This window comes from uncultured Dokdonia sp. (genome assembly GCF_947492535.1).
In the GTDB taxonomy this organism is placed as follows: Bacteria; Bacteroidota; Bacteroidia; order Flavobacteriales; family Flavobacteriaceae; genus Dokdonia.
In genome coordinates, this window is record NZ_CANLNH010000012.1 from 1 (window position 1) to 16862 (window position 16862).

General features: G+C 33.5%; 17 protein-coding genes. 6 read left to right on the forward strand and 11 right to left on the reverse strand.

Translation table 11 applies throughout. The annotated features are described in order from the left end of the window. Positions 1-2669, reverse strand: a 2669-nt coding sequence (locus Q1A60_RS15185; RefSeq protein ID WP_299766690.1) for an Ig-like domain-containing protein, incomplete at its 3' end; no start/stop codon positions are given. Positions 2670-3490: 821 nt separating this feature from the next. After that, positions 3491-4801, reverse strand: coding sequence for an RIP metalloprotease RseP (gene rseP / locus Q1A60_RS15190; protein WP_299766692.1), 1311 nt, complete (start codon positions 4799-4801; stop codon positions 3491-3493). Between the two features lie 156 nt (positions 4802-4957). Between rseP and Q1A60_RS15195 the strand changes: the two genes are divergently transcribed. From Q1A60_RS15195 to Q1A60_RS15215, 5 genes are all read left to right on the forward strand, one after another. Continuing rightward, positions 4958-5665 (forward strand): SCO family protein, encoded by a 708-nt coding sequence (locus Q1A60_RS15195; RefSeq protein WP_299766694.1) that lies wholly within the window; start codon positions 4958-4960, stop codon positions 5663-5665. A gap of 100 nt (positions 5666-5765) precedes the next feature. Continuing rightward, positions 5766-5996: a FeoA family protein gene (locus Q1A60_RS15200; protein ID WP_299766696.1), complete on the forward strand. Its 231-nt coding sequence runs from the start codon at positions 5766-5768 to the stop codon at positions 5994-5996. 4 nt (positions 5997-6000) lie between these two features. Continuing rightward, positions 6001-8100 carry a ferrous iron transport protein B gene (feoB, locus tag Q1A60_RS15205; protein ID WP_299766699.1) on the forward strand — a complete coding sequence of 700 codons (2100 nt, stop codon included), beginning with the start codon at positions 6001-6003 and terminating at the stop codon, positions 8098-8100. Between the two features lie 57 nt (positions 8101-8157). After that, the gene (locus tag Q1A60_RS15210; protein WP_299766701.1) at positions 8158-8301 is read left to right on the forward strand and encodes a hypothetical protein; all 144 of its coding nucleotides are present in this window, start codon (positions 8158-8160) and stop codon (positions 8299-8301) included. Continuing rightward, on the forward strand, positions 8302-8535 hold the full coding sequence (locus Q1A60_RS15215) for a hypothetical protein (RefSeq protein WP_299766703.1): 234 nt from the start codon (positions 8302-8304) through the stop codon (positions 8533-8535). It begins immediately after the preceding gene. Positions 8536-8547: 12 nt separating this feature from the next. Here the strand turns inward: Q1A60_RS15215 and Q1A60_RS15220 are convergent, their stop codons facing one another. The 9 genes from Q1A60_RS15220 to Q1A60_RS15260 form a co-directional block, all read right to left on the reverse strand. Beyond that, positions 8548-8952, reverse strand: coding sequence for a hypothetical protein (locus tag Q1A60_RS15220; RefSeq protein ID WP_299766705.1), 405 nt, complete (start codon positions 8950-8952; stop codon positions 8548-8550). A 51-nt stretch (positions 8953-9003) separates the two neighbouring features. Further along, on the reverse strand, positions 9004-10164 hold the full coding sequence (locus tag Q1A60_RS15225) for a metal ABC transporter permease (RefSeq protein WP_299766708.1): 1161 nt from the start codon (positions 10162-10164) through the stop codon (positions 9004-9006). Then, positions 10164-11273, reverse strand: coding sequence for a metal ABC transporter permease (locus Q1A60_RS15230; protein ID WP_299766710.1), 1110 nt, complete (start codon positions 11271-11273; stop codon positions 10164-10166). Before Q1A60_RS15230 ends, Q1A60_RS15225 begins: the two co-directional genes overlap by 1 nt. A 26-nt stretch (positions 11274-11299) precedes the next feature. Then, entirely contained in the window at positions 11300-11665 is a 366-nt protein-coding gene (locus Q1A60_RS15235) for a four helix bundle protein (protein WP_299766712.1), read from the reverse strand. A 51-nt stretch (positions 11666-11716) separates the two neighbouring features. Next, positions 11717-12457 carry a metal ABC transporter ATP-binding protein gene (locus tag Q1A60_RS15240; RefSeq protein WP_299766714.1) on the reverse strand — a complete coding sequence of 247 codons (741 nt, stop codon included), beginning with the start codon at positions 12455-12457 and terminating at the stop codon, positions 11717-11719. 103 nt (positions 12458-12560) lie between these two features. Beyond that, complete coding sequence (locus Q1A60_RS15245) at positions 12561-13478, reverse strand: zinc ABC transporter substrate-binding protein (RefSeq protein WP_299766716.1); 918 nt, start codon at positions 13476-13478, stop codon at positions 12561-12563. A gap of 3 nt (positions 13479-13481) precedes the next feature. Then, complete coding sequence (locus Q1A60_RS15250) at positions 13482-14270, reverse strand: transporter (RefSeq protein ID WP_299766718.1); 789 nt, start codon at positions 14268-14270, stop codon at positions 13482-13484. 24 nt (positions 14271-14294) lie between these two features. Next, positions 14295-14948, reverse strand: coding sequence for a metal-dependent transcriptional regulator (locus tag Q1A60_RS15255; RefSeq protein ID WP_299766720.1), 654 nt, complete (start codon positions 14946-14948; stop codon positions 14295-14297). Between the two features lie 142 nt (positions 14949-15090). Further along, entirely contained in the window at positions 15091-15612 is a 522-nt protein-coding gene (locus Q1A60_RS15260; protein WP_299766722.1) for a sigma-70 family RNA polymerase sigma factor, read from the reverse strand. Between the two features lie 107 nt (positions 15613-15719). On the opposite strand from Q1A60_RS15260, the gene Q1A60_RS15265 reads away from it, so the two are divergent. Then, on the forward strand, positions 15720-16844 hold the full coding sequence (locus Q1A60_RS15265; protein ID WP_299766724.1) for a FecR family protein: 1125 nt from the start codon (positions 15720-15722) through the stop codon (positions 16842-16844). Positions 16845-16862: the final 18 nt, after the last annotated feature.

The window sequence follows — 16862 nt, forward strand, 5'->3', positions numbered from 1 at the left end:
ACTACTGTAGCGGTATCCGTAGAGGTCGATCCATCTGGATTCGTCACAACTACTGTATATTCAAAACTATCCGTTCCGTTAAAATCAGGATCTGGGGTATAAGTCACCGTTCCATCTGATTCGATCGTTACCGTTCCATTGGCTGGATCTGTAACATCAGTCACATCTGAAGTAGCTCCTGTTGTATCATCATTATCTAATACATCAATATTAACAGCAACATCCTCATCTACAGTTGCTGTATCATCTTCAGTGACAGGAACAATTAAGAATCCACTAGATTCTAATTCCACACATACATTATCATCATGCGTAACTACTACAAAAAATTCTGTCCCTCCCAATCCTGTAACATCCACTATAGTAAGTGTTGCCGTGGTAAAATCTTCAAAATTTGTATCAGAACCATCTATCAATACACCTGCTGAATTTGGGTCTCCTTGATACCACTCATAATTAAGTCCTCCATTTGCATTACCTGGAGTCCCATATACAGGCGCGCCAGAAGAATAACTTGTTGCATTATCACCTCGAGCTCCTACAGTAAAGGTTGTTCCTCCAGAAACGATAGCTTGATCAGAAAGATCTGTTGTTATAACAATTTGTGTAGCTTGATTTTCATTTCCATTTACACCATTATATCCTCCTGAAATATCTCCTCCACCAGTTACCTGTCCAGTTCCATTTACTACAGTAGGATCATCTCCTAAAACACCATCTCCATCATCATCTGTTCCTCCAGACTCTAATACATCATTACATCCATCTCCATCTGCATCTGTTTCTAGATGATTAGGAATACCATCATTATCAGTGTCTTCAAATGTACAATATCCAAAATCTGAAAATAGAAAGGTTACATTTCCAGTATTGACATTATCTCCATCTTGTCTTGCTTTTCGAGTTGAAATACTAAAACTAGAAACTATTCCTGTAATTTGGACATCAGAGCTATTTAAAGAGGTATTTCCAGAACCTTGTGTAAAAGAAGTAATGGTAGCAGCGTTTGTATTGTTATTTTCTAGATCAAACAACAATGCTCCACTTGGATTTTGAGATGGAAGCGGGGTCCCATCATAACCACCATCTAAGGCTGTTTTATTTTCTAACGGTCCTAGTTGAACAATTGGAGTATTTGGTCCTACTGCACTTATAGTAACTCTATCTCCTCCATCAATTCCTGAGAATACAAATTGAGGATTCAAAACAGGCTCGCTAAACGTAAATATATAAGTCAAACTTTCACCAATACCATCATCTACGGCTTGTCCTTGTACTCTTAATGTCGTTGCATCTTCAACTAATAATTGTGATAAAGTGGTTGGTGCATTTACATTTACGATAGACGTTGTTACATCTACATCTACACCGTCAAAATCATAAATATCATTAATAAAACCTACCCCATTTTGATTTCCAGAAGGAGCAGTACCTACATTAATGGATGTTGCACAACTAAACCCTTCATTGGTATCTAAAATACCATCGTTATCATCATCTACATCTACAATATCAGACACGTCATCTCCATCAAAATCAGGATTCCCAGAACCTGTTGGATCTGAAGGGTCTGCTACTACTGTAATCTCTAAGATGGCTGTATTAGAAGATGTCCCTAAGTCATCTTCTACTCTAAATGTTATATTAGCCGGGCCCGTATAGTTAGCTGCAGGTGTATAGGTTACATTACCTGTTGCATCTACTACATAGGTACCCACTCCGGGAATTACTAAAGGACTCCCCACAGTGCCAATATTTGTAGGATTATTAGGGTCTATTAATGTAACTGCAGAAGAGTCTAAATTACCATCAGGATCTGAAGATCCTGCTAACACATTTATTGGAGTATTTCCTGTTGAATTTGCTTGAACTGTATTATCTAGATTATTGACAATTGTAGGAGGGTCATTGGTTGCTACACTTGTAGGATTCCCAAAAACAACTTCTCCTAAAAAGCCTATAGAAATCTGCCGTGTTGTAACTGGATCATTATTTGCTCTTCCTAATGTAAAATTAATATTACTTGTATTCACATAATTGAGTCGAACTACAGATCTTGTATTTGCAGCATCAACTCCTGGATCTGTGATATTTGCACTATCAAATCGTATGGTACCTCCCATAGGAGCTCCCGCAGTAATTATAGTTCCAGGAGGTGTTTGACCTTCTAATTCATAACTAGCTGGTATCGTAACTATTGCAAATTCTTGAGCATCCATGTCTATGATTTCCATACTATAGGAATCTAGAGGGATTGAAACTGCGTCTGCTAGGTTTGGTTCCGAAGAATCTGCAATAATAAATTGAATATTCCAAGTTACCGCATCACCAGGAGTTCCATAAGTAATGGAAGGCTCAAATCTGTTTACAACAGCTGTGGTTCCATCTACCGTATTTACTACTGGAGTTCCAGTAAAACTCACTAGTGTCACTAGCGCATCTACATTCAATGTTCCTCCATTAACATTTAATGAAACATCTGAAAATCTATAAACAGATCCTGGTTGGTTTATAGTACCAGATACCAACACTTGATTATTAGGAAAAACAGGTGTTTCTTGACTATAAACAGGTATAGTAGCAAACAATGTTAAAACACAAAGCACACCATATATAAATATAGTATGAATTTTGTTTAAAATGATTGAGAATCGAGTATTGATTTTCATACGCTTCTTCTTTTAACACCTGAATATATCAGATGCATATTATTTTGATGTTGAGTTAGTGTATCTATATTGTATGTACGTGAAAAAGAACTCAATAGCCTTTTTAACGCATTCATTTTAATCAATTCACTAAAAACAATTAGAGAGCCAAGTGTAGTCACAGCAAAGAAATCACTGTGTTGTTGAAGAAAAATTAGAAACACATACCATAATAGCATTATCAAATTTGATATGCTTTTTAGGATTACACATGTTTCTGACAACAAGGCGAGGGCTACCTTATTATTCATAGGGTTTTTTTGGTTTGATTATTATTTATTCAAAAAAATTAGGAACCTTTTATATAGTAGGGAACCATATAAAAGATTGAACATTCTAATCATTATGCTAAAATAAAAATTACTGTTTTAACTCATTTTTAAGGCTATCAATATTCCAAATAATCGATAAAGTGCTTAAAAAAATCGACAAGATACATAATTTTATTCACATAGTTATTAACAATATGTGTTTTTTACGGAAAAACCATAAAAAATTAATTTAACCACACTATAAGGGGGTGATAATATAGATGGCTAATCAAAAAACCTTTTCAAGTTATATATAGAAACTATCTTTTTTTAAGAAAAACTACAAAACTTAAAATAAAGCATTTTAAGGACTGTAAAGATGAAAATACTATCTAGGGTAGATAAAATACAAAAAAGAGATTTAAGACGTCTTAAAAAAGTTAAGAAAACTCAAAACTATAACAAATGGCTATTGATATTAATTAAATAATAAGATTTTACTATTATACGCTTTCGCGAAAGCAAAAGAATTTATTTAAACAAATTCCAGATATCATTTCCAAAAATTACGACCATTAACCCCATTACTATAATGAACCCAATTATTTGACCACGTTCTAGTGTTTTTTCTGAAGGTGCTTTTCCAGAAATCATCTCATATAATAAAAACATTACATGACCTCCATCAAGTGCAGGTATAGGTAATATATTTACAAATGCTAACCAAACAGAAAACATAGCCGTAAAAGACCAAAATGCAGTCCAATCCCAAGTAGGTTCCATCATCTCAACAATTCCAATAGGCCCTTTTACATTTTTATATCCTTGGACTTCTTTATTAAATATAAGTTTGAATTGTTTTATCTGATTTTTTAACACTCCAATGGTTTGGTTCCATCCTTCAGGAATGGATGATAAGATACTATACTCATCTGTTTTAGAATATCCTTTGGTATCTGCAAAAACTCCAAATGTTCCATTCATTGGTAAGTGAACAAATTTATGAGAGAAATTTCCATTAAGAGCATACTTAATTTCTAGAACATCTCCTTTACTATCTTGTATAGCGGTATGCACATCACTCCAGAAATTAACTTTCTTATTATTCATACTCAAAATCTCTGAGCCAACTTCTAAACCAAGGGCTTCTGCAATACTACCTTCATCTATATCACCAACTTTAGGAGCAAATGCAGGAGTAATAAATCGTCCTCTCTCAGCATTAAGTACCAGTTTTTTTCCAGAGTCTTTAATAGGAAACGTCATTTCTTGATCCCCTCTTAGGACTGTCACCTCGTCTCCTAACAGCACATCCATAGGTAAAAACTTATCAAATCGCTTTACTGGTTTTCCATCTATTGCAAGAATTTGATCTCCATTTTTAAAACCTAAGCCTTCACCCGCTTCACTGACATCAATTCCATATTTTAAATTATTTGCAGGTATATAAGTATCTCCATTTACAACAAGCATTGTACTATAAATAACCCAAGCGAGTATCACATTTACTGTTACTCCTCCTACCATTACAATAAGGCGTTGCCAAGCTGGTTTTGATCTAAATTCCCATGGCTCAGGATCTTTTTTCATTTGCTCCTTGTCCATACTCTCATCTATCATACCCGCAATCTTCACATATCCTCCTAATGGTAACCAACCAACTCCATATACAGTTTCTCCTATTTTCTTTTTAAAAAGGGCAAACTTCACATCAAAAAACAAGAAAAACTTTTCTACTTTAATTCCAAACCAGCGTGCTGGTAAGAAATGACCAAACTCGTGTAAGATCACTAAAATAGAAATGGCAAGGACAAATTGTGATATCTGTATAAATAGCTCCATGGCTGTTGTAAGTCAAAATTTAAAACGCACAAAAGTAACCTTTTCACATGGTTTAAGAAAGCAATTACTACTTTGTACATGCCTTTTCACTTTTTTTTAAGGTAAAAAAGCATATCAACTCGAATTCCAGTCGTAATTTTGCAAAAAATGAGTTGTATGTTACACTTTTTTAAGCGGTATAAAATTTTTATCATCACAATGACTACTTTGTCCGTTATTATTATGATATTAATATATAGTCAACTTAAACCTCAAAAGAGATTAGGCTATATTAAAGCAAAAGATATAAATCGCGCTTTAGTAGATTCTACGTTACAAGACAGTAAAAGAAAGCAACGTATAGGAGATTTTTCTTTAATTAATCAAAATAATGACACCATCACCCAAGATAATTATAAAGGAAAGATTTACATAGCAGACTTTTTCTTTACTACGTGTCAAACAATCTGTCCTATTATGACAGAACACATGGTGGAGATTCAACAAGAACTCAAGAATGATCCTGAAATAAAATTATTATCACATTCTGTTATACCCGCATATGATACTCCTGATATCCTCAAAAAATATGCTATCCAAAAAGGCGTTGATGATACTCGTTGGAATTTAGTAACAGGCTCTCAAAAGGAAATATTTACGCTTGCGCGAAAACATTATTTAGCTGTTCAAGATATCCCTGGAACTGAAGACGATCTTGACATGGTGCATACAGAAAACTTTATGCTCGTAGATAAAAAAGGATATATCCGAGGATATTATGATGGAACTAAGGATGAAGCTATTCTAAACTTATTAGAAGACATTGAAATTTTGAAAATGGAGTATGAACCAAAAAAGGGATGGTTAGAGAAATTATTAAATTAATCTTATTGAAAGTCAATTCATCTTTTTAACAAAAAATTCCCTTTCTCCTTTCCTAGAAATACAGTATTTTTGCCTTGTTTAAATTTAATCTAAATAAGCATTGAAGAAAACAGTTGCTCACTTACAGAAAGGAGAAAAAGCTATTATTAAAGATATAGCAACAGATAAAGTTCCTCTTAAGTTACTTGAGATGGGCTGTCTTCCTGGCAATGAAGTGCAACTTTTGCAACTAGCCCCTTTTTCTGATCCAATGTATATTAATGTAAATGGGAGTCATCTTGCCATACGTAAAGAGACTGCTTTACATATATTAATAGAAACGCCATCTTAATTTTATGGCAAAACAACTCAATGTAGCACTTATAGGAAATCCTAATACAGGAAAGACTTCTGTATTTAATCATCTTACAGGGCTTAACCAGCAAGTAGGAAACTACCCAGGTATTACAGTAGAAAAAAAAGAAGGAATTTGCAAACTCGCCAGAGGTGTAAAAGCTCATATTCTCGATCTACCAGGCACCTATAGTCTTAATGCTTCTTCTCTTGATGAAAATGTCGTTATTGAACTATTACTCAATAAAAAAGACAAAGATTTTCCCGATGTCGCTGTTGTTATATCTGATGTTGAAAATTTAAAAAGAAATCTACTCCTTTTTACGCAGATAAAAGACCTTGGTATCCCTACTATTTTAGCGATCAATATGGCTGATCGCATGAAACGCAAAGCCATCAGTTTAGACATTCCAAAAATGGAAGAGCATCTAAACACAAAAATTGCTTTAATAAGTAGCCGAAAAAATCAAGGAATAGATTATCTCAAGCAACTTATTTCTGAATATAAAAATATCTCTACAAAACCTTGTGTAAATGCTTCTGTTATTGCACCTGATTATTTTGACAGGTTACGAAAGGCATTTCCTAATCAAGACTTATACAAATTATGGCTTGTCATTACACAAGACGTAAATTTTGGAAAAGTAGAACGTAATGAGATGAATACCATTGCTTCTTTTAAAACAGAATCGGTAAGTAATCTTAAACGCTTACAACAAAAGGAAACCATTATCCGCTATAAGTTTATCAATGATGTTTTAAAAGAAACATTAACGATAGATAGTGCTAATGCAAAAGATTTACGCACGCGTTTAGATAGAACGTTGACTCATAAAGTATGGGGGTATGTAATTTTCTTTGCCATATTAATGCTCATTTTTCAAGTAATTTACAATTGGTCTCAATATCCAATGGATTTTATTGATGCTAGTTTTGCTTCTTTAAGTGAGTGGGTTAAAAATACGCTTCCCTCTGGCGCACTCACCAATCTCTTAGCTGAAGGTATTATTGCTGGATTAGGAGGGATTGTCATTTTTATACCACAAATAGCCTTTTTGTTTTTATTCATTTCTATTTTGGAAGAAAGCGGCTATATGAGTCGTGTGGTATTTCTCATGGATCGAGTGATGCGTCGTTTTGGTTTGAGTGGAAAAAGTGTTGTTCCGTTAGTTTCAGGGACTGCCTGTGCAATTCCAGCGATTATGGCAACACGTAATATTGAGAGTTGGAAAGAACGCCTTATCACGATTTTAGTTACTCCTTTCACAACCTGCTCGGCAAGATTACCTGTATATCTTATTATTATTTCATTAGTCATTCCAGACGAGAAGTTTTTATTTTTCAACCTACAAGGACTTACCCTTATGCTATTATATCTTATAGGATTTGGAACAGCTATTGGGTCTGCATGGTTACTCAATAAAATACTCAAGATAAAAAGCAAGTCTTTCTTTGTGATTGAAATGCCTAATTATAAGCTTCCGTTATTTAAAAATGTTGCTATTAACGTTTTAGAAAAAACGAAATCATTTGTGGTTGATGCAGGTAAAATTATCCTTGCGATTTCTATTGTTTTATGGGTATTGGCTTCTTACGGACCTACGAAAGATTTTTCAAATGCAGAAGCTATCGTCACTGCTCAAATGGAAGAGGGCGCTTTCGCGAAAGCGGATTTAGAACAAAAAATTGCTTCCTATAAATTAGAAAAAAGTTACATAGGATATCTCGGAAAGTTTATAGAACCTGCTGTTGAGCCTTTAGGATATGATTGGAAAATAGGTATTGCATTGATTACCTCATTTGCTGCGAGAGAGGTTTTTGTAGGTACGCTTGCTACTATATATAGTGTTGGAGATGATGAAGAAGAAACTATTAAAAATCGTATGGCTCAAGAGTTAAATCCTGTTTCTGGAAAACTTCGATTTAATTTTGCTAGCGGTCTTTCTCTACTGTTATTTTATGCATTTGCCATGCAGTGTATGAGCACATTAGCTATTGTAAAACGGGAAACCAACGGCTGGAAATGGCCCATGCTTCAATTAGGAGTCATGAGTGCTTTTGCGTATCTTGTAGCTTTAATAGCTTATCAAACTTTTAAGTAGTAAAGAAATCTTTTTCAGTACGACTTATCGTAGAGAATTTATTAAATAGTTTGTTTTATGGATCAATTTCAAAACATCATTGTCTTTTCAGTCTTTCTAATTGCTATAGGCTATTTAGTCTCTAAATTTGTATGGACACCTTCTTTTCTAAAGAAAAAATCGAAAGATGGATGTGGTGATGGTAATTGCGGATGTCACTAGATGGGTCTACTCTTTGTCATTATAGGCTATATTTTTGATTACAAAAATGATAAAGACAATTTCATTAAGGAACTGGCTGTAGGTTTCGACTATTTTGTTGGAAATTTTATTCTAGCGCTTATTCTCTATTACATATTTGGCATTCATTATCTCTTATGCATTTTTGCTTTTGCCATAGAAATCGTATTGCTTTTTTCTGCCAAAGCATATATACAAACTAAAGAAGCTTCATAAAAACAGCTAAAATTACACTTGTAATTCTAAATAATACACACGATTATTTTTAGCTGTACTTGTTTCAGGATATGGAGATAAGCGAACTGCTTTTATAACTAAATCATCAGAAATATGTAAGATATTATCTTTTCCTGATGCATCAAAAACCACCTCTTTTTCTACAGGGTTCAGTCCTTTTTCTTCAATACGTACTTTAACTTTTGCTCGTCCAGCCCATACACAGTCTACATCTTTTGGACATCTAGAATCTTCCATCACTTCTAAAAAAGTAACTTCTACAGCATTGATTTGCTGATGTTCTCCGATGCCAAGTTCAAATGCGAGATGATCTACAGAACTTGTGGTTGGTGCGTTTTGTGCTTTCGCGAAAGCGCAAAAAGAAATAAGAACTAGGAATATACGTATGGTTTTCATAAAGTCTGATTTACTATATATTAACGACAAGAATAATGCCATGTTGCATATTTATCCTCTAAAAAGGAAAAAATTGTCTTTCATGTGCTCAATTTTTTCATCTTTATTGGTAATGATATACTCCAGCGCAAGATCAGTAAACTCTTTTCCTTTGGAAGTTAATGTGACGATACTATCTGTAATCGTAATCATATTATTCTTCTGAGCGAGATCTAATACCGTTTGTGATCGTACTCTTTGCCAATTAATATGCTCGTTAAGGTGATTGATATGACGTTCACTTTCTTCTGTGTGATTATTCAAATGCAACAAGAAGGTAAGTAATGACACCTCTGTGCGTTGTTGCTTTTGTCTATACATAACAGCAATCAATCCTTTATTAGGAGCAAATAGATATACCATTAAAAACACAACACCTAATACCGTAGTCATAGATCCCGAAATAGAGGCATCAAGTAAATGAGCTACCCAATATCCTGCAATGGCAGAACTCACACCAAACAGAATCGATAGTCCTAGCATCTTTTTAAGATCTGAAGTGAGTAGATACGCCGTAGCAGCTGGTGCAATCATCAGTGCAACTACAAGAACGGCTCCTACCGCATCAAAAGCACCTACCACAGTAACTGATGATACAGACATTAATCCATAATGTAATACCACTGGAGAAAACCCTAAGGCAGAAGATAATCCTGCATCAAACGTGCTTACTTTAAGTTCTTTAAAAAAGGCAATTAATAATCCTATCGTGATGCTTAAAATAATTCCCATTACCCATAATGATTTAGGACCTATATCTGTTCCAGCAACCATAAGACGATCAAAAGGGGCAAATGCTAATTCCCCAAGTAATACAGCATCTACATCTAAATGAACATCGTTTGCATTTTTAGCGATTAAAATAACGCCAATACTAAATAATGCTGGAAACACAAGCCCTATAGCCGTATCTTCTTTGACTAAGCCTGTTTTTTGAATAGCCTCTACTAAAACTACTGTAATTACACCTGTAACAGCGGCTAGCAAAATAAGCCAAGGAGAATTCAAATCTTCTGTCAGGAAAAAACCTATTACAATACCTGGAAGTATAGAATGGCTTATCGCATCGCTAATAAGTGCCATTTTACGCAATACCAAAAACACGCCTGGTATGGCACAAGCAATGGCAACGATAGCGGCTATTAATTGTATTTCTATTTGAGGTAATGACATTATTGTTTATATAAGTTTTCGGCAGCGTTATAACCGTCTTGTGTGAGTGACCATTTTTGTCCTTGCACTTCTACCCATTTTTTTTCTTCCATTTCTTTTAACGATCCTCTAGTAAATCCTTGGAAGTTATTCAATATTTTAATGGCATGTGGATGCGATATATCTTCATGTGTTTTTGCAATATCAAACATGAATTGTAATGTTTTTTGAAGTTTTAAATCTCTTCTATTTTGCCAGAACCGAATTTGTTTAAAAAGAATCCCTCTTCCGGGAGAAAAGATAAATGAGAATAACACAAATACAGCTGCTACTAATACAATAACAGGACCTGTGGATAGATTATTTTGACTTGCACTGATGGCTGTTCCGAACACTCCAGAAAAAGCACCAAAAATTGCTGCGAGTACAATCATAACACTCAGTTTATTTGTCCATTGTCTAGCTGCAGCAGCAGGTGCCAATAACATCGCACTCATTAATACCACTCCTACTGTTTGTAACCCTAACACAATAGCTAATACAATAAAAAAGGTAATCAGTACATCTATAAATCGTGTATTAAATCCTAGTGTCTTGGTATAATCTGCATCAAAAAGTAATATTTTAAACTCTTTCCAAAATAGCAATAGCACGACAAGACACACTCCAGTTACTATTGCCATAAGGGTGACATCTTTCTCAACTAAAGTAGCTGCTTGTCCAAACAAATATTTATCTAGCCCTGCTTGATTTGCATTGGGTTGTTTTTGGATAAAAGTGAGTAGCAACATACCAAATCCAAAAAACAATGATAAAATCAGCCCTAAAGCTGTATCACTTTTGAGGTGTGTTTTTGTAATCATACCTCGTATCCAAAACGTCCCTATTAATCCACTTACTAACGCTCCTAATAATAGCAAGTTTGTGTCTTTTGTACCTGTAATAATAAACGCCAATGCAATACCAGGCAATGCAGCATGTGAAATAGCATCTCCTAAAAGGCTTTGCTTCCGAAGTACTGCAAAACTTCCTAACATACCACAAATAGCACCAAGAATAGCGGTGCCTAACGTAATAGTACGCAAGGTATAATCTGAAAATACTAAACTAAAATACTCTTTGATGTCCATAGTCTTTAGCTTTTGGCTATTAGCCTTTAGCTATTGTTCTTAATGAATTTTTTAATTCCTTGAATCATTTTTGCCAGCTCTTGAAGTTTTTCTCTAGATTGATAATCTTCTTGTTCTGAAATATAATTTTGTCTTCTTGCAACTGTCGAACACACAACGCATTCTTTTAAAGAATCTAACGTTATATTTAAATATCTATTAAATTGAGCATCGGAGCTACCTTGACCTTCTCCAATATTTAAAGATATCGACAAAGCTGCTCTTTTATATTGTGAACTAAGACCATATAACTCTTCTTTTGGAAATTTTTTTACTAAAACATATATCTCATCTACAAAATCTAGTGATTTTTGATATACATTAAGTTTTTCAAAATTAAAAATTATCTCCATCTACTATGTTTTACTATTTTATCTAATAGCTAAGCACTAAAAGCTGAAAAGCTATTGATTAACCGCTACTTTATAGTTAATTCCATACGTCTTGGTCAAATTATCGTCATTAAAAATATCTTTCACAGGACCTGTTGCTATTTTCTTGACATTTAAAAAAGTCACCCAATCAAAATATTCAGGTACAGTTTGTAAATCATGATGAACAACTACTACTGTTTTTCCTGCTTTACGTAATTCTTTTAAAATATTAATAATTGCTATTTCTGTTGTCGCATCTACTCCTTGGAAGGGCTCATCCATAAAGTAAATAGCTGCATTTTGCACTAAGGCTCTTGCTAAAAACACACGTTGCTGTTGCCCTCCACTTAATTGACTAATTTGTCTGTTTTTAAAAGGAAGCATTCCTACTTTTTCTAATGCTTCGAGTGATGCTTTTTTCTCTTTTTGACCAGGTCGTTTTATCCAACCTAGTTTCCCATAGGTACCCATCATCACAACATCAAGTGCTGTGGTAGGGAAATCCCAATCTACACTTCCTTTCTGAGGCACATAAGCAACTAGCTTACGTTGTTTTGCATAAGGTTTATCATAAATGGTAACACTGCCCGCAATAGGATCTATAATCCCTAAAATTGATTTAATTAGCGTAGACTTACCGGCACCATTAGGACCTACAATAGCCATTAACACACCTTCTGGAATGGTTAAATCAATATCCCACAATACAGGCTTATAATTATAAGCTACCGTTAAGTCATCTACACGAATGGCTATTTTTTTTGAACTCATTTTTATGTTGTTTTTGCTTTAACGCTTCGCTCTCTCTATGGTTGTGAACCTGCTTGCCAGCAGGCAGGTCTTGCAAGTTCGATTTCGCGAAAGCGTATACAATTTACTTTAGCGAGTTTACAATGGTTTTTACATTATAGGTAAACATTCCTATGTAGGTTCCTTCAATGGTTCCTGCATCCCCTAAAGCATCGCTGTATAAAGACCCTCCAATAACTACTTCATGATCTTTTGCTTTTACAGCCGCTTCTAATGCTTCTATAGTACGTCTAGGCACTGAACTCTCTATAAAAATTGCTTTCACATCGTTATCTATAATAAATTGAGACAAACGTTGTACATCTTGTACCCCTGCTTCTGTTGCTGTAGATAATCCTTGTAATCCAACTACATTAAAATCATAACTCTTTCCAAAGTAATTAAACGCGTCATGTGCCGTTACTAAAATTCGCTTTTCTTTAGGAAGCGTTTCTATAATTCCTTTTACTTCACTTTCAAGTACATCTAATTTTTCAAGATATATTTTAGCATTAGCTGCATAACGATCACTATTCTTAGGGTCTTTTTCAGAAAGGACTTCTACGACAGCATTTACAAATTGTTTAAAATATTGAATATTAAACCATACATGTGGATCATAATTTGAAGCAAAATAATCAGATCCTATAAGGGTTGATTTATCTAAACGTTCTCCTAATGCTATTTGTGTTTTTGAAGACGACCCCATCTTTTCAAAAACCTCTACCAGTTTCCCTTCTAGATGCAACCCATTATAAAATATGATATCTGCACCAGAAAGTTTTGTTACATCTCCTGCACTTGCTTTGTAAAGATGCGGATCTACACCTGCACCCATAAGTCCTTGTAAATCTATCATATCACCACCTACATTCTTTACAAGATCTGTAATCATAGATGTTGTTGCGACTACATTTAATCGATCGCTTTTGGTTGTCGTATCGTTTTTACAGCTTAGTACGCTTAAAGCGAAAAGAAATACGAGTATATTTTTACTGTTCATTGTTTATTTTTTATCAATTCTAAAACTAACACCTACACTAAGCAGTATGTCTTGACCTTCTGTAATGCTCTTCCCTACGGTAGCATCTAATTGGATAAGTGGTGCAATAGCGTAGGTAAGACCTGCATCCCAAAAGTGATTAGCACTACTATCTTCTGGCAAATCCCCATATACTTCTACGTAAGCTCCTAATTTATCTGTAATTGAATACCCGTACGCAAGTGTATATATATAGGCAAACTCAGCAGATTCACCTCCTAATTGACCTCCTACATTATAAGCTATACCAGAACGTTCACTTAACGTATGATTAAACGCAAATCTAAAATCGGCGGCTGTAAATTCTGATTTAAAGTCAGAACTTGCTGTAAAAGGCAAGAATATATGGCCAATTAATCCTATTTCTGGAAACCACCTCTTTTCTTCACTTATAGCTACTTTAGCCCCAAATAACAAAGGAGATAAACCACTAGCGACATCACCAGATTCCATTCCATTAATTGTGGTCTTCACTTCTTCAAAATTCCAACCTATTCTCAACTCTAGATTATCTAAAATCCCATAACGTAATAAGGTTGTATTGTAGGTGAAAACTTCTTCTTTGATGCCGTTATCTTCAAACGAGGTTGTAAATGCACCTGTTTCTACTTGTAAACTTCCTACAGGTACCACTGTGGGTGCTTCTGTAGCATCAGGACGATCTGTAACAAGCCCTGGGGTTGTTTCTGTTTCTTGGGCTATTGCTTGTAAACTATGTGCCAAGAGGAATAATATGATTATTGATTTTTTCAAAAAATTTAGTTTTAACATTGTGTATTATACTTGGATATATAAATTTTCGGCTATCTTTTTTGAGATGAAAAATTGTTCTTTTTTAACTTGAATAATCATTGAACCATCAAAAAATTCTTTCCCTAGCACTTTTATTTTGGTCCCTATAGCGATGTTACGCTTATCAAGATATTGTAAAAACTCGCCGCTAGTTTCACGTACCCCCACTAAAATACCATGTTGACTTTTACTCATTTCTGAAAGTACTTTCTTTTCGGTTTTCTTAATATTTCCATCTTTATCGGGTATAGGATCTCCATGCGGATCATAATCTGGATGATCTAAAAACTTATCAAGTCGTGTGATTAATTCTTCCGATTGGATGTGTTCTAATTGCTCAGCTATTTCATGAACTTCGTCCCATTGAAAGTTGAGTTTTTCTACTAAAAACACCTCCCAAAGTCTGTGTTTTCGTATCACAGCAACAGCAACAGCAATACCTTCTTTTGTCAGCGTAGTTCCCTTGTACCTTCGATAGGAAACGAGTTCTTTATCTGCAAGACGTTGTATCATGTCTGTTGCAGACGATGCTTTTGTACTCATCATTTGAGCAATGGCATTTGTTGCAACAGCTCCTTTGTGCTCTTGTTCTAAATGAAAGATACATTTCAAATAATTTTCTTCTGCTCTCGTATACATATACGGCAAAAGTAAATTAATTATGTTGGGTAATAAAAAACTTATTTTAGATTAGACTAAAAATATACTCTTGCGGGGCTAATTATATAATTTCTTACTATAAGAACACATAAAGTTTTATAAAACAATTATTTAAAATCTATTAGAAGTTATTTCTGATTTTCTGGAAAGCAATTCTTATTTGAGATTCGACTGTTTTTATGGAGATATTTAATTCGACAGCAATTTCTTTATTCTTCAAACCCTTCTCTTTACTTAACAAAAGAATCTCTTTACATTTATCTGGCAAGTCATTTATAAGTTTTCTAATTTTTTTTGATCGCTCTATACTCACTTCTTTATCTTCTTCTATATATGAAGTAATAATTTCATATTTCATCTTTTCTAGCATAGATACTTTACGATTTTGTTTTTTAGTCTCATCTATAAACAAATGATAAGCTGTCTGAAATAAGTATGATTTTAGAGATGTTGTAATATGTATTTTATGTCGTTTTTCCCAAAGTTTAATGAATGCCGTTTGAACTATATCTTCAGTATCATTCACATCATTTGTAAACTGTAAAATATAAGAGCACATTATTTTATAATATAATTCAAACACTTTTTTCAAAGCTAAATGATCATCTTTTTGTATTAGTTGCCATAATAATTTATCGTTCATAAATTTCTAAAAGAAATAAAAAAGTTAAGTGCATTAAAAATAAATATAAAAAAGTTAAGGGTAATTTATTGTTTTGTCGTCATATAGAATACATAATTAAAATTATTTTGGAAAAAATTATTATAAAGTACTTAACGAGTAACATTTCATCAGAAGAGTTGAAATTACTAGAAAATTGGATGCTAGATCCAGAGAATAAAAAAGAATTTGAAAAATTAATTAAAACCAATCAAGAATTAAACGATACTTATTTGACAATCGACACAGACAATGCCTTTGATATAGTGTCAAAAAAGTTAGATTCAATAAATAATACTGCAAAATATAATACACAAAAAAAAATATTACACTATGCAGCATCAATAGTATTATGTATAGCAATATCTATTAGTTCTTATTTTATTTTCAAAACGAACAATACTATAGCTCAAAATGAAATTATATTAAGACTAGGGGACGAAAACATAGCAATAATTAATGACTCTTTAAAAAAGAAAATTTTTAATAATGAAGGAGATCTTATCGCCACTTTAAAAGAGGATACCTTATTCTTTGAAGCTAGAATACAAGAGAAACATCCATTTAACTCGGTTAGTCAACTTATTGTACCTAACGGGAAACAATTAAAAACGAAATTACCTGATGGAACTTTAATTAATATTAATTCAGGTAGTATGATAAAATTTCCTAGTTTATTTGACGGAAGGAAGATAATCTTAGATGGCGAAGCTTTTTTTGATGTTCGTAAAAATAAAGAATTCCCTTTCATTGTATCTACGAAACAGATGGATATAAAAGTATTAGGAACAAGATTTAACGTATCAAATTACCCCAATAATGAGACGTCATTTGTAAGTTTAGAAGAAGGAAGTTTAGCAGTAAAGAGACCTTCTATTAACAGTTACGAAATGCAAAATATTATTATAGAACCTGGAGAACAAGTTTCTGTAAAAGGAGAGGTCTTTAATGTTAAAGAAACCAATATTGAAAAGGATATTGCTTGGAATTTTGGGAAATTATATTTCGAAAATGATCGATTTGAAGATATTATTAAAAAACTGGAACGTCATTATAATATTCGTATCCAAAACAAATCAACAAAACTAAATAACACAAGATATACAGGAACTTTTACAACAGAAACTATCATCGAAGTACTAGATACATTTAATGAGCTATCTGAATTTGAATATCAAATACTTGGACAGAAAATCATAATGGATGCTAAGTAAAATTAAATTTTACAATAC